The 19,141-nt window shown below is 49.4% G+C and carries 18 protein-coding genes; 12 read left to right on the top strand and 6 right to left on the bottom strand.

Annotated elements, in window-relative coordinates; genetic code table 11:
- Position 1 precedes the first annotated feature (1 nt).
- Genes CWE21_RS02115 through pspF form a run of 6 tightly spaced genes read right to left on the bottom strand, consistent with a single transcriptional unit; the run spans position 2 to position 6,457 of the window.
- Entirely contained in the window at positions 2-802 is an 801-nt protein-coding gene (locus tag CWE21_RS02115) for an ATP-binding cassette domain-containing protein (protein WP_126832679.1), read from the bottom strand.
- Positions 795-1,793: an oligopeptide/dipeptide ABC transporter ATP-binding protein gene (locus CWE21_RS02110; RefSeq protein ID WP_126832677.1), complete on the bottom strand. Its 999-nt coding sequence runs from the start codon at positions 1,791-1,793 to the stop codon at positions 795-797. The genes CWE21_RS02115 and CWE21_RS02110 overlap by 8 nt, the downstream gene beginning before the upstream one ends.
- Positions 1,790-2,686, bottom strand: coding sequence for an ABC transporter permease subunit (locus tag CWE21_RS02105; protein ID WP_126832675.1), 897 nt, complete (start codon positions 2,684-2,686; stop codon positions 1,790-1,792). Before CWE21_RS02105 ends, CWE21_RS02110 begins: the two co-directional genes overlap by 4 nt.
- Complete coding sequence (locus tag CWE21_RS02100) at positions 2,673-3,704, bottom strand: ABC transporter permease (RefSeq protein WP_126832673.1); 1,032 nt, start codon at positions 3,702-3,704, stop codon at positions 2,673-2,675. The genes CWE21_RS02105 and CWE21_RS02100 overlap by 14 nt, the downstream gene beginning before the upstream one ends.
- Positions 3,701-5,359: an ABC transporter substrate-binding protein SapA gene (gene sapA / locus CWE21_RS02095; protein WP_126832671.1), complete on the bottom strand. Its 1,659-nt coding sequence runs from the start codon at positions 5,357-5,359 to the stop codon at positions 3,701-3,703. Before sapA ends, CWE21_RS02100 begins: the two co-directional genes overlap by 4 nt.
- Positions 5,360-6,457: a phage shock protein operon transcriptional activator gene (gene pspF, locus CWE21_RS02090; protein WP_126832669.1), complete on the bottom strand. Its 1,098-nt coding sequence runs from the start codon at positions 6,455-6,457 to the stop codon at positions 5,360-5,362.
- A gap of 228 nt (positions 6,458-6,685) precedes the next feature.
- Here pspF and pspA point away from each other — a divergent pair, with 228 nt between their 5' ends.
- From pspA to CWE21_RS02030, 12 genes are all read left to right on the top strand, one after another.
- On the top strand, positions 6,686-7,357 hold the full coding sequence (gene pspA / locus CWE21_RS02085) for a phage shock protein PspA (protein WP_126832667.1): 672 nt from the start codon (positions 6,686-6,688) through the stop codon (positions 7,355-7,357).
- A gap of 86 nt (positions 7,358-7,443) precedes the next feature.
- Positions 7,444-7,683, top strand: coding sequence for an envelope stress response membrane protein PspB (gene pspB / locus CWE21_RS02080; protein ID WP_126832665.1), 240 nt, complete (start codon positions 7,444-7,446; stop codon positions 7,681-7,683).
- On the top strand, positions 7,680-8,081 hold the full coding sequence (gene pspC, locus CWE21_RS02075) for an envelope stress response membrane protein PspC (protein ID WP_126832663.1): 402 nt from the start codon (positions 7,680-7,682) through the stop codon (positions 8,079-8,081). The genes pspB and pspC overlap by 4 nt, the downstream gene beginning before the upstream one ends.
- A 145-nt stretch (positions 8,082-8,226) precedes the next feature.
- Positions 8,227-9,489, top strand: coding sequence for a methionine gamma-lyase (gene megL / locus CWE21_RS02070; RefSeq protein WP_126832661.1), 1,263 nt, complete (start codon positions 8,227-8,229; stop codon positions 9,487-9,489).
- On the top strand, positions 9,482-10,276 hold the full coding sequence (gene phhA / locus CWE21_RS02065; protein ID WP_126832659.1) for a phenylalanine 4-monooxygenase: 795 nt from the start codon (positions 9,482-9,484) through the stop codon (positions 10,274-10,276). The genes megL and phhA overlap by 8 nt, the downstream gene beginning before the upstream one ends.
- Positions 10,277-10,313: 37 nt before the next feature.
- The gene (locus tag CWE21_RS02060) at positions 10,314-10,658 is read left to right on the top strand and encodes a 4a-hydroxytetrahydrobiopterin dehydratase (RefSeq protein ID WP_126832657.1); all 345 of its coding nucleotides are present in this window, start codon (positions 10,314-10,316) and stop codon (positions 10,656-10,658) included.
- A gap of 107 nt (positions 10,659-10,765) precedes the next feature.
- Complete coding sequence (gene tyrR / locus CWE21_RS02055; protein WP_126832655.1) at positions 10,766-12,337, top strand: transcriptional regulator TyrR; 1,572 nt, start codon at positions 10,766-10,768, stop codon at positions 12,335-12,337.
- A gap of 249 nt (positions 12,338-12,586) precedes the next feature.
- On the top strand, positions 12,587-13,663 hold the full coding sequence (hppD, locus tag CWE21_RS02050; protein WP_126832653.1) for a 4-hydroxyphenylpyruvate dioxygenase: 1,077 nt from the start codon (positions 12,587-12,589) through the stop codon (positions 13,661-13,663).
- Positions 13,656-14,801: a homogentisate 1,2-dioxygenase gene (locus CWE21_RS02045; protein ID WP_126832651.1), complete on the top strand. Its 1,146-nt coding sequence runs from the start codon at positions 13,656-13,658 to the stop codon at positions 14,799-14,801. The genes hppD and CWE21_RS02045 overlap by 8 nt, the downstream gene beginning before the upstream one ends.
- 3 nt (positions 14,802-14,804) lie before the next feature.
- Positions 14,805-15,824, top strand: coding sequence for a fumarylacetoacetate hydrolase family protein (locus CWE21_RS02040; RefSeq protein ID WP_126832649.1), 1,020 nt, complete (start codon positions 14,805-14,807; stop codon positions 15,822-15,824).
- A gap of 24 nt (positions 15,825-15,848) precedes the next feature.
- On the top strand, positions 15,849-16,490 hold the full coding sequence (gene maiA, locus CWE21_RS02035; RefSeq protein ID WP_126832647.1) for a maleylacetoacetate isomerase: 642 nt from the start codon (positions 15,849-15,851) through the stop codon (positions 16,488-16,490).
- Positions 16,491-16,592: 102 nt separating this feature from the next.
- On the top strand, positions 16,593-19,085 hold the full coding sequence (locus CWE21_RS02030; protein WP_126832645.1) for a S9 family peptidase: 2,493 nt from the start codon (positions 16,593-16,595) through the stop codon (positions 19,083-19,085).
- Positions 19,086-19,141 lie beyond the last annotated feature (56 nt).

The raw sequence follows: 19,141 nt of genomic DNA, 5'->3' as shown, positions 1-19,141 counted from the left end.
TTTACTCCTTCGTTGTTGAATGTAATGGCACTTTATACTTATGTTCCGAATGTAGCAGCGTCTTCGTTAACTGCTCTTCCGGATGATTTATCAGTGCCTTAGTGGTTCCAAACTCGATCATTTTACCACGATGCATTATTAAGATCTTGTCTGAAACATGTTTCACGATCTCCGCCGAATGTGAGACGAAAATGAACGAAATTCCCATATCTTCCTGAAGATCTAGAATAAGGTTAATGATTTGAGCTCTAATCGATGGGTCAAGTGCCACAAAGGCTTCGTCGGCAACAACAATTTGTGGCTCCAGAACAATCGCGCGGGCAATGCAAACACGTTGTTGCTGACCACTTGCGAGCATGTGCGGATAAAAGTGAAAATGGTCAGGTAACAAACCGACTTTTCGTAGCACTTCGTGGACCCGTTGCTTTTGCTCTTCATGGTTGAGTTGGCTATTAAAAATCAGCGGCTCGCACAGTTGTTTACCGACGGTGATCTGCGGGTTTAATGAGCGCAAACTGTCTTGAAAAATCATCCGCACATGTCGGCAGCGTTGTTGGTCGCTCATACTCGACATGGCTTGGCCATTGAGAAAAATATCGCCGCCTGAGGGACGTTCAGCACCCGCGATAAGTTTTGCGATGGTTGATTTCCCAGACCCTGTCTCGCCCATGATTGCCAGTGTTTCGCCACGGTTTAGGCTGAAGCTCAAAGGCTCAAGTGCAACGACACGTTTCCCTGGCATCCAACCATCTTTATGGACGTAATACTTACAGATGTCTTTGACTTCGAGAAGTTTACTCATTGTCATCACCATTATGCAGCGGATAGTGACACGCGAATTGCACCTGTTGTTGTTTGCTTAAGGGCGGTTGTTGGATACATGCGCGTCTTGCATAGGGACAGCGTGGTCCAAGGCGGCACCCTATAGGCATATGTTGTAACGTTGGAATCGCGCCCGAGAGGGTCGGTAAACGCGTTCTGGGTGCAATGTTTTGGCCCGAGAGACTCATGCTCAACATGGCGTCGGTATACGGATGATAGGGCGCTTGCATAACTTCTTCGGTAGGGCCTGTTTCCATTAATTGGCCACAATAGATGAGACTAATACGCTGACTTTCGGGAATCACCGCGGTGAGATCTTGGGTGATCATCAGAATCGACATACCTTGACCGGCGCTTAACTTGGCCAGCAGTCGGTAGATTTGCCCTCGGGTACTCGGCTCCATAGCGGTGGTCGGCTCATCAGCAATTAACAGCTTAGGATTGTGGGCAATTGCCATAGCAATGCTAACTTTCTGTGCTAAGCCCTCGGACAGCTCGTGCGGGTAACGTTCCATCACATCGGCGGTATCTTTGATTCCCACTCGATGAAGCAAGCGTTCGGCGCGGGTTTGACGGTCGGCTCGGCGTTTCAAATAAACGCCACTAAGTTCACCGCTTGGGATACTCTCGCGCAACTGAGCACCGACTTTATCATTAGGGTCGAGATAACTACTCGGATCCTGAAAAATCATCGCCATGTCGCGCCCGGTGACAATCCGCCGTTGCGCAGCATTCAGCGCGAGTAAATCGTAGTGGCGCCACCACAGGCGATCGGCGGTGATTTTCCAACGTGGATTAATAAAGCCCAAAATAGCCTTTGCGAGGAGGCTTTTCCCTGAGCCAGACTCACCGACGAGGGTATGAATTTCGCCTTCAGCCAGCTGCAAATTAAAGCGATCGAGGACGCGCACCGGACCGTTATCCGTTTCGATTTCAATCGATAAATTGCGCACGTCTAAGATAGCACTCATGAGTTTCTCACTCGCTCAGCGATGGCTGCACGGATGCTATCGCCGAGCACGTTAATGGATAGTATGGTCAAGAATAGCGCAAGCCCAGGTAGTACCATCATCCACGGCGAAACGTAGACCTGGTCGAGGCTGCGCGCCAGCATGGTTCCCCACTCAGGCGCCGGCGCTTGTACCCCAAGCCCGAGAAAGCCCAAGGCGGCGATGTCCAAAATGGCGGTCGACAGGGCAAAGGAGGTTTGCATTACCAAAACACTGGTAATATTCGGAAAAATAACACGTGTCAGCATATACCAGCGCGTCACGCCATTCAGCCGCGAGGCCGTAACATATTCTTTATAGCGCTCATCGTAAATGGCGTTATGGACGACGTGAATAAATTGCGGAATTAGGACCAAAGTGATGGCAAACATGACATTGACTAACGAAGGCCCGAGCATGGCAATAATCACCAAGGCTAATAGCAAAGATGGAATCGAAAGAATCACGTCAAGTAGGTGATTCAAGGTCGATGACTGCACCCCGCGTGACATCCCCGCCCAAGCACCAATGCTGATGCCAATCACTGCCGCAACAAGTACCGCGATAAGCGGGTAACCTAGGCTGTAAACAGACCCGGCAATGATGCGTGAGAGGATATCACGGCCGAGATCATCGGTGCCAAATAGATAGCGGATTTCGCCGGCGTCATCCCAACTTGGTGGTTGCAAAATCGCATCGGCAAACTGCGCATCGGGGCTGTAGGGCGTTAGCCACGGTGAGAACAGCATCACCAATAAGGCGATGGCGAGAATATAAAACGCGGCAACGGCAAAAGGGTTGCTGTTTACGTGCAACCAAAGTTGGCGTAATGGTGAAGGTTCCCGCTGTTGGAAGTAAATATTAGCGTTCGGCATAAAGTTCCTTACGCACTTGCGGGTAGCGCCAAGCATGAAAGAGCTCGACGGCCACATTGACTAGCAAAATTAGCGCTGCAATGGTGAACAAACCGCCTTGCATGACTGGGTAATCTCGCTCGTAAATACTTTTCACCAGCCAACTACCGACACCTGGCCAATTAAATATCACTTCAGTCACGATGATGTTACTCATCAGAATACTAAACATGAGGCCCAACTGTCGCACTACCGGTTGCATCGCATTCGGAAGTGCGTGGCGTAACAAGATGCGTGTCTCAGTAAGGCCACGCGCGCGTGCTGCGCGGATGAAGTTTTGTTGTAATACTTCAAGCATGCTATTGCGCGTAATACGCATCAGCATCGTGGCTGGCATAATAGCTAGCACAATGACCGGCAGCCACAAATGTTGAATAGCGTCGGCCAGCGCAGCACCTTTATAAGGCGAATCACTGACTAAAATATCGAGTAGAATTGCACCGCTTTGCACTTCGATATTAAAAAGTGGATTCACTTGGCCCGAAATGGGTGTCCAGCCAAGTTTGACGGCAAAAAAGAGAATGAATAGCTGCGCTAGCCAAAACACCGGTATCGAGTAAGCACTGAGCGAAACTCCCATAACCACGCGATCCATGCTACCGCGTTGTTGCCCGGCAGCATACAAACCCAGTGGTGCACCTATAAGCATGGCGATTATCATTGCCAATATACTTAATTCTAGTGTTGCGCCTAGCAGCGGTAAAAGCTCTTGGAACACATCGCGTTGCGTGGATAGTGATTGCCCCCAATCACCACTAATAAAATGGCCGAGAAAGGCGATATACTGCGAAAAAAGTGATGCGTCGAAACCACGTTCGCTCAGCAATCGCTGGTACATCAGGGTGTCGCTCGCACGAACGCCGGTCATGTTGGTTAAGGCGTCGCCCGGAAAAAAATAATTAAGTGCGAATAAAAAGAGTGTTAGCAGCCACAAAGTGACAAAAAGCAGGACCAAACGCCGCAGGGTATAACGAATCATCGTTGCCCCCCGGTAGCGGTCTCGTGTTGTTGGCTTTGCCGATAGGCATGGCGGAAATTCAGACCGCCATAGGCAGGAACTTCAACACCGTGGATGTCACTTCGAAAGGCTTGAAAGCGCATCGAATTAGCAATCGGTACCAGGGGAACTTCGCGATAAACCCAATTTTCTGCCTCGTGATAAAGGCTTTTCCGTTCTTCAAGGCTGTCGACGGTAATTGCCCGCAGTAAGAGGTCATCAAATTTGGGGTCGCACCAATTGGCACGATTAGTGCCAACATTGAGCGCTGCGCAACTGAGTAATGGGCGGAAAAAGTTATCCGGGTCGGCATTATCGGCAATCCAACCAATTAAAACACTCTCATGTTCGTCGCGGGCAAGGCGCCGTCGAAAGGCATTCCACTCGTAGGAAACGATATTCGCTTGCACACCGACCTGGGCAAGGTCGGCTTGGATGAGCTCCGCCATTTTTTGTGCATTGGGGTTGTAGGCGCGTTGCACTGGCATCGCCCAGATATCAAAGCTAAAACCGTCGCTATAACCCGCTTCGATGAGTAACTCACGTGCGCGCTCGGGATTGTAGCCATAAGTCAAGTCGACGGGGCTATATGCCCAGGACGTTTCTGGCAAAACACCGGTGGCAAGGCGCGCGTTACCGTTATAGATGGTTTGAATAATCGCTTGGCGGTTGATGGCATGAGCGAGGGCACGCCGGACCTTTTCATTATCGAATGGCGGACGTTCAGTATTGAAAGCCCAGAAAGCGATATTCGGGTTCACCGTGCTAGTGATTTTAATTTCGTCACCGGTATCAAGAAGTGCAAGTTCTTCGACGAGTGGGTAGGGGATCACATCGCATTCTCCGGTGAGAAGTTTCAGCATGCGTTTATTTGCACTTTGCGTAATTGAGTACACCAATTGCTTGATCGCTGCGGGTTCACGCCAGTAGTCATCATGTCGCGTGTAACGAATGATCAAGTCTTTGCGAAAATCTTCAAAGACGAAAGGCCCGGTACCGATAGGGCGTTTGTCGAGCTGTTCTGGGGTTCCACGTGCTAAAAGTTCAGCACCATATTCTGCGGAAAGAACAATCGCAAAGTCAGTAGCGAGATTGGCTAGAAACGAGCTATCGCTGCGCGCTAGCGAAAATTCGACCGTGTGAGTGTCCACCGCGCGAATATCGGTAATAAGTTTATTGAGTCCGCTTGCGGTGAAAAATGGATAGTTACCGCCGTTGACTTCGTGATAAGGGTGTTCTTCATTTAGCCAACGGCGAAAGCTGAAGACAACATCTTCGGCGTTGAGGGTGCGGCTTGGTGTAAACCAGGGCGTATCGTGAAAGGCAACGTCTTTGCGTAAGGTGAAGCGGTAGCGCCTGCCGTTATCAAGGGCTTGCCAAGCGGTCGCCAGCGCCGGAACAAAAGTTTGTTGTTCGTCGTCGTAGTCGATAAGGCGATCGTAAAGTTGCGCCGAACTTGCATCAATGGTGGTACCTGAGGTGCCTAGCTGTGGGTTGAAGCTCTCCGGATTCCCTTCTGAACAGTACACAATCCCCTCCTGCAGGGGCGCCACCTCATGCGCAGCGGGGCTGCAGCCACTGAGTAAAGCAGATACTGTTGCCAGGGGGAGCACAATTCCAAGTTTAGCGAAGCGCATTTAGCTCGTTGACCCGTCCAATAATGAGTATTTTTTTAAGTAACCACGTAATTGATGATAGGTGAGCCCCAGCATTTCCGCAGTTTTCTTTTGATTGAATTGTGCATGGCTTAGCGCCTGTTGTAAAACTTCAGTTTCAAAGTTGGCCACTGCGTCTTTAAACTCAATTGGTCCTTTGCTGAAATCAACAGTTGTTGCGGCGCTATCCGTCGCATTCTCCGCCGCATTCTCCGCCGCATTATGGGACACTTCGCTTATTGAATCTCGTCCTGTATTGGCAGTTGTTTTACTGCGGTGCGTCGCAGCTTTTGGGCGCCATGGGCTAGCGAAAGGATCAATGATGATGTGGTCGAGCGGTACGGCACCGCTTCCGAGACGATACACCGAACGTTCAACTACGTTCTTTAACTCACGGATATTCCCCGGCCAATGGTAATCTAGAAGCGCTTTTTTCGCGCGTTCGGTGAAACCACTGAAGAGCTCGAATTGTAACTCGCGCGCCATTTGAATGGCGAAATGCTCGGCGAGCACCATGATATCTTCACGACGCTCACGTAGCGGTGGTAGGGTAATGACGTCGAAGGCGAGACGGTCAAGTAAATCGGCACGAAACTCACCGCGCTCAGCAAGGCTTGGCAAATCCTCATTGGTTGCGGCAATTAAACGCACGTCAGTACAGACGGTTTTACTACCGCCGACGCGCTCAAATTCACCGTATTCGATGACGCGAAGTATCTTTTCTTGCACCAGCGCTGAGGTATTAGCCAATTCATCGAGAAAAAGTGTGCCTTGGTCGGCGCGCTCGAAACGTCCTTCATGTCGTTTTTGTGCGCCGGTAAAGGCCCCGGCTTCATGGCCGAAGAGTTCGCTTTCTAGCAAGCTTTCACTGAGTGCCGCACAATTGAGCTTCACATAGCTTTGTTCCCAACGCTCGGAAAGAAAGTGCAGACGCGCAGCGATGAGCTCTTTACCCGTACCACGTTCACCGATAATTAAAACCGGCTTGGTGAGCGGTGCAATTTGCGATACTTGTTCTAAGACCGCGAGAAAGCTATTCGCCTCGCCGATAAGGTTATCCGCTTCTCTTGAGCGACGCATGAAGAGCCCCTTTATAGTTGTTGTGTGCTGGCAACTGCGTATGGTGGTTAAATTGACTAATTATTAGTGTATTTGATAACGCTGGTGGGTCAAACAAAAATTTGCTTTGTGCTGATAAATAGCTAAAAATCAGTCAATTAATGCGATTTGAAAAAGTTGGCACGCTATCTGCATTGTTATTAGCGACCGTAAAGTAACAGTTTCGAATCACAAGATGAGGACACGAACATGGGTATCTTTTCACGTTTTACTGATATCGTAAATTCGAACATCAACGCCATTTTGGACAAAGCAGAAGATCCAGAAAAAATGGTACGTTTGATTATTCAAGAAATGGAAGACACCTTGGTGGAAGTACGTTCTACTTCAGCGCGCTTAATCGCTGAAAAGAAAGACACTGAACGCCAAATGGCGCGCTTCCAAACTGAGCAAAGCGAGTGGGAAAAGAAAGCGGAACTTGCGTTAAGCAAAGACCGTGACGACCTAGCGCGCTTGGCTCTGGTAGAAAAGCGTAAAGCAAACGACGCTGTCACGAGCTTAGAAAGTGATATCGAGCGTATCAACGAGCACTTGAACAAGCTCAACGAAGAAGTTGGCCAGTTACAAGAGAAGCTCGCCGATGCTAAAGCACGTCAAAAAACCATTATCATGCGTCAGCGCGCTGCCAGCAGCCGTTTGGAAGTGAAAAAACGCATCGATAGCGGAAAAATTGATGATGCAATGCTACGTTTCGAACGCTACGAGTCTAAAATTGATGACTTAGAGTCGCAGGTTGAAGCCTATGATATGGGTAAAAAGAGCTTACGCGACGAGTTCGCAGAGCTTGAAGGCGAAGACCAAATTTCTGACGAGTTGGAAGCAATGAAAGCTCGTGTGAAAAAAGATAAAAAAGCTGAGTAATTGATTCGCAGGCATGGCATCACCCGCATTCAGCGGGTGTACGCCAGCAGCGAAGTGACCAGAAGTGAGTATAGGGAACCCTTATTATGGCCGATGTACTTGTACCGATGATTGCAGTGCCCCTGATTTTGTTCATGATTTTCGTGGCACCGATCTGGGTCATCATGCACTACCGCAGTAAGAAGAAAATTAGCCAGGGGCTATCGCAAGAAGAAATTCATGATTTGCAGCAATTAGCCCAAAAAGCAGAACAGATGCGTGAGCGCATCAAGACCCTTGAAGCTATTCTTGATGCCGACGCTCCAACTTGGAGAGAACGCAAATGAGTTATGACAACGACAAGAAACCGCGCAAGCAATTATTGCGCGACAAAGCAAATGCCAAAGTTGCCGGCGTCTGTGCCGGTATCGCGAACTACTTCAATATTGAAGCATGGTTAGTGCGGATAATTGTCGTAACAGCGGTGATTTTTGGTCACGGTTTTGTCGTCATACTTTATATTGCAGCGTGGATGATTTTAGATGAAGTGCAAGCCCCGCAAGCCAACAATGGACATAAGCCGGTAGGGGTGAAAACCAAAGTTTACCAAGCGGGCGAACCACCGCGCGCAGCGTTTCACGATATCGATGAAGAGTATCGTGAACTTGAAGGTCGCCTACAAGCGATGGAACGCTATATCACCTCAAACGCCTACAAGGTCGATCGCGAGCTTAAAAACCTCTAAGTTGATCCGGCGCAATACGCAAGTGGAAAATTTGCGTTACACCCGCAGCGCAACTTCGTCAGTCTGACAAGTTGCGTTGCGCATGGCCAGCATGCACTCTTTGTAATGTCGACAAAGTGCTCGACGCAAGGAGGAAAAACTGCCAATGCGCAATAACCATAACGACAAACCGCAATGGCAGCCAGCGACGATGACGATTCACGGTGGTAAACAGCGTGATGAACATGGCGCCTTGGTTGCACCGCTCTATCAGACTGCGACGTTTGCTTTTTCAAACACGGCGCAGGGCTCTGCACGTTTTGCTGGCGAGGAAGCTGGCTACATCTATTCACGCTTAGGTAATCCAACCACCGACGAGTTAGAAGCGCGTATAGCGCAGCTCGAGGGCTATCCAGCGGGTGCCGCTTGTGCAACGGGCATGGGTGCAGTATCAGCAGCGATGTTGGCATTTCTAGAACAAGGTGATCATGTAGTGGTGGCGGATGCCATCTATGGCTGTAGCTTTGCCTTATTCTCACATTTGTTTGCCAAGTTTGGCATTAGCGTCGACTTTGTTGACATGACTAATGCTGACAATGTAGCTGCTGCGATGCGTAGTAATACCAAAATGGTATTTATTGAAACGCCAGCGAATCCACATCTGAAAATTATTGATATTGCTGCGGTAAGTGAAATCGCGCACCGTCAGCAAGCACGGGTGATTGTCGACAATACCTTTATGACACCCCTATTGCAGCGTCCACGCGAGCAGGGTGCCGATATCGTGATTCACAGTGCGACAAAATATTTGAATGGGCATGGTGATGTTGTCGCAGGGCTCATTTGTGGCAGCGCTGAAGACATCGAATTGATTAAGATGACAACGCTGAAAGATATGGGGGCGACGATGAGCCCGCATGATGCGTGGTTGATCTTGCGTGGTCTAAAAACGCTTGATGTGCGTATGGAACGACATTGCAACAATGCCATGCGTGTGGCCGCTTATTTACAGCAGCATCAAATGGTGCGCAGTATCTACTATCCAGGGTTGGCGGAGCATCCAGCACAGCGTCTTATGGGCACGCAAATGCATGGCCCCGGCGCCGTTATAGCGTTTGAATTGGATGGTGATATCGCAACTGCGCGACAGGTACTCGATAGTTTAGAACTTATCACCATAGCGGTGAGTCTTGGTGATGCCGAGACTTTAATTCAGCATCCGGCTTCAATGACGCATTCGCCTTATACCCCAGAAGCCCGTGCCAAAGCGGGTATTAGCGACACCTTGGTGCGTATCTCAGTAGGTTTAGAGGCGGTCGAAGATATTATCGCAGATTTGGAACAAGCATTTACTAAAGCACAACAACTAAAAACGATAGAACAAACAGAACAAACAGAACAACAAGGGGAACCTTTGACTTATGGGTAAACAAAGCCAATACGTTTCGCGCCAGCCAGACGACACGGGTATTATCGACTGGAGTGACGAAGAGAACGCGGTATGGCGCGATTTGGTTGCTCGCCAGTTAAAACATATTCCAGGTAAGGCCTGTGATGAGTATATGCATGGCCTTGAGTTACTCGATTTGCCGCAAGATCGTATTCCGCAACTTCATGAAATAAATGAAGTTCTGGAAGCGAGTACGGGGTGGCAAGTGGCCCAAGTTCCGGCACTCATTCCATTCGACGAGTTCTTTCGACTCTTGGCGAACAAGCAGTTTCCGGTAGCAACTTTTATTCGTACCCGTGAAGAATTTGATTACTTACAAGAGCCAGATATCTTCCACGAAATCTTTGGTCACTGCCCGTTGCTGACGAACCCAGCGTTTGCCCACTTCACCCATCAATATGGCAAGCTCGGTCTTAATGCAACACCGAAAGAGCGTGTCTATTTGGCCCGTTTGTATTGGTTTACCGTCGAGTTCGGCTTGCTGAACACTGCGGATGGGCTGCGCATCTACGGTGGCGGTATTCTCTCCTCGCCAGGTGAAACAGAATACGCAATTCACAGCGACAAGCCGGAGCGCAAACCTTTAGTGCCACTTGATGCGCTGCGTACACCGTACCGCATCGATATCATGCAACCTATCTACTACACTCTCGAGTCTACAGAGCAATTGTTTGATATTGCTGACCTCGACATTATGGCGCTGGTTCACGAAGCGATGGAGCTCGGTTTGTTTGAGCCGAAGTTCCCACCCAAAGACGCCGCTTGAGTAAACTCTTTTCAGTAAAGACAATTTGGAGTCAGAAATGTCTGATTTAAAACAGCAAAAATGTGAAGCATGTAATGCAGAAGCCCCAAAAGTGAGCGACGAAGAGCTTGCGGAGTTGATGCGCGAGATACCTGATTGGACGCCGGTATCGCGCGATGGCGTGATGCAGCTTGAACGTGAGTTCAAGTTCAAGAATTTCAAAAAGGCATTGGCGTTCACTAATCGTGTAGGTGAAATAGCAGAAGATGAATTTCATCACCCGACTCTAGTTACCGAGTGGGGCAAAGTGACGGTTACGTGGTGGACGCATGCTATCAATGGCCTGCACAAAAACGATTTCATTATGGCAGCGCGCACCGACGCAGTACTAGACGCAGAATAAAGTGCATTAGCCGCAAAACGCGAATTAAAGAGCCTCTACCTAGTGACGGGTAGAGGCTTTTTTGTGTATACTATTGTTTACATTTTCCGTTTCATGAAGAAGTAGCGATGCGTCTCGAGATTACTTGTGATGACCGTTTGGGCTTATGCCAAGATGTTTTGCAGATTTTACGCGACCGTGAAATTGATCTTCGCGGTATCGAAGTGGATCCGAAAGGGAAAATCTTCCTCAATTTCCCTGAGTTAGAATTCAAAGACTTTCAGCATTTAATGCCGGAAATACGTCGTATTCCGAATGTAAAAGACGTCAAAACTGTCGCTTTTATGCCGTCCGAACGCGAGCATTTCGAGTTCAGCCTGCTGCTTAATAAGCTTCCTGATCCTGTCTTGTCAGTCGATGCCAAAGGCACCATAGATATTGCCAATGATGCTGCTGTGCTGTTGCTGTCTGATACCCGTCAACATTTGCCAGGCACAGCCATAGCCCAATGGTTAAGTGGCTTTAATGTGCAACGCTGGTTAGAGCGTGAGCCGACCGAACCGCATACCACGCAAGTCACCGTTAATGGTGCGAAATATTTCGCTGAGCTGATGCCAATTTGGGTCAAAGATGAGCATGAGGCCACCAGCTTTGCTGGAGCCGTTTTGACCTGTAAACCGCAACCTTTGAGTCAGCAGTGGCAGCGCACCGGTCAGCACGATGCGTTCCATCAACTGTTGGGTGAGCATGCCAGTATGCGCAAGCTGATCAAAGAAGCGCGTCGCATGGCTGAATTGAACGTGCCGTTGCTAATTCAAGGCGAAACAGGTGTCGGTAAGGAACTCTTAGCCCGCGCCTGTCACCAAGCGAGTCCGCGCGCTGAGCAGCCGTTTCTTGCAGTGAATTGCGCAGCCTTGCCGGATAACGTCGCCGAAAGTGAATTGTTCGGTCACGGCAAAGGCAGTTTAGGCCCGCATACCGAAGCCAAAAAGGGCATTTTTGAGCAAGCTAATGGCGGTACCGTGCTGCTTGATGCAGTCGGTGAGATGTCCAATGGTTTGCAGGCAAAGCTGTTACGTTTTATTCAAGATGGCAAGTTTCGCCGCATCGGTGAAGAGGCTGAGGTTACCGTTGATGTGCGGATTATTTGTTCTGCGCGGGATGACCTTTTGGAGCGCGTCGAAGCGGGCAACTTCCGCGAAGACCTTTATTATCGCTTGAATGTGCTGACGTTACTATTGCCGCCATTACGCGAACGCAAGAGCGATATTCCCTTGTTAGCAGACCATTTCACCTTGCAGGCGTGTCAGCGCTTAGGCCGTAGCTTGGTGTTGTTGACGGCCGATTGCCGCGAGCTACTACAACGCTATCAGTGGCCGGGTAATGTGCGTCAATTAGAAAACGTGCTGTTCCGCTCGGTATCGATGCTTGAGGGTGAACGCCTGAGCGCGGATGACTTGCACCTACCTGAGGCGGGGGCGCTGCAGGAAAATGTTGCGGTCGATCTCGAAGAAGGTAGTTTGGACGAAGCGGTGAAAAAGTTTGAAGCAACGATTTTGCGACGTTTGTACCCGAGCTACCCAAGTACCCGTCAATTAGCGAAAAAACTAGGGCTATCGCACACCGCTGTGGCAAATAAATTGCGTGATTATGGTATCGGCAAGCAGCGTCGGAAAACCACCAAAACTGCCAATAAGTAAAGATATCTTGACGACAAGGGTCGGCGAATGTAACTGTTTAGCTACAGTGTATTCGTCGATCTGCTCAAGCATTCTGCAAATTGATTGATCTGTATCAAAACCTTTACAAATAACTCATCATAGGGGTGCAGGACTATCTCCATCGTGTCACTGGCACTTCTCACAGTCCCATAGTAGAACTTAGGGTATTACAAACCCATTCGCTACCGCCATGGCGAATACTGGCGTAGCAAGAACGAGGACTACAGAATGACTGACATTAACTATAACCCACTACAAACCGATGGCTTTGAGTTTGTTGAATATACAGCGCCTAATGCTGAAGGTATCGCGGCGCTCAAAGATCTGTTCGACAAGTTGGGCTTCACCGAAGTAGCCAAGCACAAAACAAAAGAAGCTTGGTTATACAAGCAAAATGACATTAATTTCATCGTCAATGCTGAAACCGGCGGTCAGGCCGAAGCGTTTGCCAAAGACCATGGCCCGAGCGTGTGTGGTATGGCGTGGCGCGTAAAAGACGCAAAACATGCTTTTGCACATGCGGTCGAAAATGGCGCAAAGCCATTTCAACGTCAGCTAGGCGCCAACGAAGCTGATTTTCCAGCCGTTTATGGTATCGGTGAAAGCGTGCTTTACTTCATCGATAACTATGAAGGCCAAGGCGTTTACGCCGATGACTTCGACTTCTACGATAACTGGGAAGAAAAAATGCGTGAGCACGCTGCCGGTTTATATGAAGTTGATCACTTAACGCACAACGTTTTCCGCGGCAATATGGATACCTGGGCAGGCTTCTACGAGCGTATCGGTAATTTCCGTGAAATTCGTTACTTCGACATTGAAGGTAAGTTGACAGGCTTGTTGAGCCGCGCAATGACCGCGCCTTGTGGCAAGATTCGTATTCCAATCAACGAATCTCATGATGACAAGTCACAAATCGAAGAGTACCTGCGCGAGTACAAAGGTGAAGGGATCCAGCATATTGCCCTGACTTCAGACAACATCTATCAGACAGTTCGTGACTTACGCAAAATCGGTATGGATTTCATGCCAACGCCTGATACTTACTACGAGAAGATCGATGAGCGCGTGGAAGGCCACGAAGAGAACGTTGATGAACTTCGCGAGCTGCAGATCCTCATCGATGGTGCACCGATGAAAGACGGTATTTTATTACAGATCTTCACCCAAACGGTGATTGGTCCAGTATTCTTTGAGATTATTCAGCGTAAAGGCAACGAAGGCTTTGGTGAAGGTAATTTCAAGGCCTTGTTTGAATCAATTGAAGAAGATCAAATCCGTCGAGGAGTGCTAAGCGATGCGTAAATGGATCAGCTTTCCGAAGCAAGTCGGTGTGACGTCGAAACAGGCGCATGCGGACTTCCCGGAGCAGGCGATCTATGAACGTGAAGTTGGGCGTAGTGGTTTTTTTGGCCCAGCTACGCACTTTCATCATCGCCATGCCCCAACGGGTTGGAGCGAGTGGGAAGGGGATCTACGCCCGCGGAACTTCGACTTTAACAAACTTGATAATGTAGCCACGGCGTCACCGTGGCAAGTGCCTATGCTGCTGCATAATACGCAGTGTAAATTCCGTATTTGGCACTGCAGCGAAAAAATGGATTTTCTCGTCCGTAATGCCGATGGTGACGAGCTGTTGTTCATTCATGAAGGTCGTACTGAGCTGTTCTGTGATTACGGGCATATCACACTTGAAAAAGGTGATTATTTTAGTATTCCGCGCTCAACTTCATGGCGCTTAGAGCCTATTGAACCGTTACAAGTTGTGATGATTGAGGCGACTAATGGCGCCTACCAACTGCCCGAAAAAGGCCTCGTTGGTAACCATGCGATCTTTGATCCGGCGTGCCTCGATACGCCTGACATTGATGAAGCCTTTAAAGCACAATACAGCGAAGAAGAATGGCAGGTTGAAGTAAAGCGTCATGGTAAGGTTTCGCGGATCACCTATCCGTTTAATCCGTTAGACGCGGTGGGCTGGCATGGTGACTTAGCGCCGGTACGTATCAATTGGCGCGACATCCGTCCATTAATGAGCCATCGTTATCATCTTCCGCCTTCGGCCCATACAACTTTTGTAGCCGATGGCTTTGTGGTCTGCACTTTTGTACCGCGCCCGATCGAATCTGACCCGGGTGCTTTGAAAGTGCCGTTCTATCATAACAACGACGATTACGATGAAGTGCTGTTCTATCACGAAGGCGACTTTTTCAGCCGTGATAACATTGATAAAGGCATGGTAACCTTCCACCCGGCAGGCTTTACCCATGGCCCGCATCCAAAAGCATTCCAAGCTGGCCTAGAGTATCGCAAAAAGTTCACCGATGAAGTTGCGGTGATGCTCGATACCCGCAACCCACTTGAAATGGGTGAGGTTTGTGCCGGAGTAGAAAATCCGGACTATGTATACAGTTGGCAAGCAAAAGACGAAAAGGCTAAATAATTTATGAAATTTGCAACCTATCGAAATGGTACACGCGATGGTCAACTCATGTTGGTCAGTCGTGATCTTACGAAAGCTGTTGCGGTTCCAGCGTTGGCTGCGACCTTACAGGAAGTTCTTGATGACTGGGAAGGCCTCGCGCCAGAATTAGAAAAGGCTTACGCCGCACTCAACAGCGGCGAGCTTAGCGATGCTGTCACATTTGATGAGAGTCTGTGTGAATCACCTTTACCGCGTGCGTATCAATGGGCTGATGGTAGTGCTTACGTGAACCACGTTGAGCTCGTGCGCCGTGCGCGGAATGCTGAAATGCCACCGAGCTTCTGGACCGATCCACTTATGTATCAAGGTGGCTCGGACGATTTTCTTGGGCCGAAGGATGATATCGAAATGGCCGACACGTCATGGGGTATCGACTTCGAAGGCGAAGTTGCGGTCATCACTGATGACGTACCCATGGGCGTTAGCGCCGACGATGCAGGGCAATACATACGGCTCTTAATGTTGGTGAACGATGTGTCATTGCGTGGCTTGATTCCGAATGAATTGGGCAAAGGGTTTGGCTTTTTCCAATCGAAGCCATCCTCAGCGTTCTCGCCAGTTGCAGTGACGCCAGACGAGCTAGGCGATGCGTGGCGTGATAACAAAGTGCATTTACCGCTGCTGAGTGTTTATAACGGCAACGACTTCGGAAAACCTAATGCCGGCGAAGACATGACGTTTGATTTCGCACAATTGGTCGCTCATGCGGCGAAAACCCGTCACTTAAGTGCCGGCGCTATTATCGGCTCAGGAACGGTATCCAACAAGCAGGGCACCGATCACGGCAGTGCAATAAGCGAAGGCGGCGTTGGCTATAGCTGTATTGCCGAAGTGCGGATGATCGAGACGATCCGTGATGGTAAGCCAGCAACAGGATTTATGCAGTTTGGCGATACCATTAAAATGGAAATGAAAGACGCCGATGGAAAGAGTATTTTTGGCAGTATTGACCAAAAGGTCGTACAGTATAAGCCTGAATAACGTTTTTTAATTGGAGTCTGCACTATGGAACTCTATGGTTACTGGCGCTCAAGCGCCAGTTATCGCACACGTATTGCACTAAACTTTAAAGAGCTCGACTACAACTATTTGCCAGTTCATTTGCTTAAAGATGGCGGACAGCAGCACCAACGTGCTTATCGGCAATTGAACCCAAATGGCCTGGTTCCAACGTTAGTTGATGGGCAGGTGATTTTGCATCAGTCGTTGGCGATCATTGAGTATCTTGAAGACAAGCATCCGGAACCTAGCCTATTACCCGGTTCACCCCGTCAACGGGGCGCTATTCGAGCGCTCGCGCTCGATTTAGCAAGTGAGTTACAGCCACTTATTAATTTGCGTGTGCAGCAATACTTAAAACAAGAGCTCGAGGTAACAGACGCCCAGAAGCAAGCTTGGCTGGATCATTGGTTTGCCGAGAGTTTTAGCGCTTTCGAGAAAAACCTGGAAGAAGTTGCTGATACCTATTGCGTTGGCGATACGTTTAGTTTGGCTGATGTGTGTTTGGTCCCACAGGTCTTCAGCGCACAACGTTTCGGTATTAAGCTTGATGACTACCCCATCTTGATGGGGGTTTATGAACGTTTAGTAGAGTTACCCTTTGTGGCTGCTGCGCACCCCAGTAAGCAGCCTGATGCAGAAGCCTGATCGCAAGAAATTAGAACTTCATCGCATGCCGACAATGCCCAGCTCGTAAGTTGCTGGGCATTTTGCTTTAATGAGTCAGAATTAACTACAGGGAATCATCGAATGAAAACAAAATTTGCCGTTTCACTGCTAGCAGCGTTTGTTACAGCGTCCTGCGCAGCTACTCAGCCGACCGCGACCAGCGCTGCCGCACAACCAGCGCCAACGACACTTGAATTGCAGGCGCCAGCGACGCAAGCAGAAGCTGCTTCAGGCGAGCTGACAATTAAGCAAATCATGGCGGATCAGGACTGGGTTGCACGTTCGCCAAGTTCTGCCTACTGGATGGCTGACAGTAGCGGTGTGCTCTATCAGCAAAAACGCGCAGGCAGCGTGGTAAGCGATTGGTATCACTTACCCTTAGGTGGTGAGGAAGCGCATAAAGTACCACTCGAGAAACTGCACAATTACGCCTACAACGATGGCGTGTACAATGCCGACCGCAGCCTTTTAGCGTATACCTTTGAGGGCAATGTTTTTGTCCGCGATTTGGCCGCTGGCGAGACGCGCCAATTGACCCGTGATGATGCGCGACAATCGCAATTAGTCTTTTTAACCGACGGTCGTTTGGCCTACCGTGAAGGAAATGATTTCTTTGCTGTGGATGTTGGCACTGGTTTAACCGTTCAGCTCGCTACATTGGCGACCCGCAGCAAGCCGGAAGCGGTCAGTGAACCGAAGGATTTTATTGCTCAGGAACAAGTTGAACTGATTCAGTTCGTGCAAAAGGAACGTCGTGATCGTCAAGATCGCGCTGACCATGATGCTGAATTAGCCGCAGCGAATGATTCTTTAGCACCGCAACCGTTCTATTTAGGCGATAACAAACAAATCGTGGCAGCGAGCTTGTCACCGGCTGGCGATAAAATGATTGTGGCGATTACCACCCCACAAAGCTGGCGTGATGACGGCGACATTATGCCTAACTATGTGGCAGAAGACGGTCGCGTGAAAGCAGAGTCAGTGCGTCGTCGGGTCGCGGATGCGAAGCCAGTCGAGCATCAAGTGTTGTTGCTTGATCTGACAAGCGGTGAGCAGACACAGGTTACGTACAATACGTTGCCCGGTTGGAACGAAGATGTGTTAGCCGAGGTAAAAGCGGAAAACTACGCAGCTGAAGGAAAGACTTACGAAAGTAAGCAAGCTCCGCGCGCGATTACCATGATGCAAGACTGGGGCTGGAGTAGTGGCGCTATCCGTTGGTCGGCACAAGGCGAAAATGCTGTTGTGATGCTCGAAGCGTGGGATAACAAAGATCGCTGGATTGCTTCGGTGGACTTTGCTGGTAAGCAACTGGTGAGTCAGCATCGCTTGCACGATGATGCGTGGATCAACTATACCCATAACGAATTTGGCTTCGTACCGGGCAGCGCCGATACCATTTGGTTCCAGAGTGAAGAAGATGGTTATGCGCACCTTTACACGAAAAAGCTTGGCGGTGCACAAAAGCAATTGACCGCGGGCAAATTTGTCACCGAGAATCCAATTGCCGATCCGGTCACGAACAGTCTGTATTTTACAGCGAACCAAGAGCACCCAGGAATTTATGAACTCTACCGCGTAGGCTTCGCTGGCGGTGAGATGGAAACACTGACCGACCTAAATGGCATGGTTGAGTCGTTCGAGCTGAGCCCCAACCGTGAGCGCGTACTCTTCAATTATTCGAGTGCATTACAGCCAAGCGAGCTGTATAGCGTTACTTTAGGCGAAAATGCTACTGCCGAGCGCCTAACAGAAACGGTCACTGATACTTTCCAGAGTTATGCTTGGACCGTACCAGAGATCGTCCCGGTACCTTCAAGCCATGTTGACGAGCCTATTTATACCCGCGTTTACTATCCTGAGGGATACGATGCCGAGCGTGCGGAACAGTACCCAGCGGTCGTCTTCATTCACGGCGCTGGTTATCTGCAGAACGCGCATGCTGGCTGGTCAGGTTATCAGCGCGAATTCATGTTCCATACCTTCTTGAATCAACAGGGGTATGTGGTATTCGATTTGGATTATCGTGGCTCTAAAGGTTATGGCCGTGACTGGCGAACCGCTGTGTATCGCCAAATGGGTACGCCTGAAGTCGAAGACTTGGTTGATGTTGTGAAGTGGGCGGGTGAGAACACCAATGTGGACACGGATCGTATGGGGACTTATGGCGGGTCCTACGGCGGTTTCTTGACCTTTATGGCATTGTTCAAAGAACCTGGCTTATTTAAGGCCGGCGCGGCGTTACGTCCAGTGTCTGATTGGGCACATTACAACACGGGTTATACCTCGAATATTCTTAACTTACCGAGCGATGACCCTATTGCCTATCGTCGTAGTTCGCCGATCTACTTTACCGAGGGCTTAGAGGACGCGTTGCTTATCAACTCACCTATGGTCGATGACAACGTATTCTTCCAAGACAGTGTGCGTTTGGTACAGCGTTTGATTGAGCACGAAAAAGAAGATTTTGAAACGGCAATCTTCCCAGTCGAGCCACATGGTTTCCGTCAGCCATCAAGTTGGTTAGACGAATACCGTCGGATCTTTAAGTTGTTTGACGAAAACTTGAAGTAAGCAAGCAGCAAGAAATAAAAAAGCCGGGCAGTGGTGACACTGTCCGGCTTTTCTGT

Origin of the sequence: Pseudidiomarina aquimaris, assembly GCF_003987395.1 — a bacterium.
In the GTDB taxonomy this organism is placed as follows: Bacteria; Pseudomonadota; Gammaproteobacteria; order Enterobacterales; family Alteromonadaceae; genus Pseudidiomarina; species Pseudidiomarina aquimaris.
The sequence above is the reverse complement of the archived record's forward strand: the minus strand, read 5'-3'. Positions and strand labels throughout refer to the sequence as shown.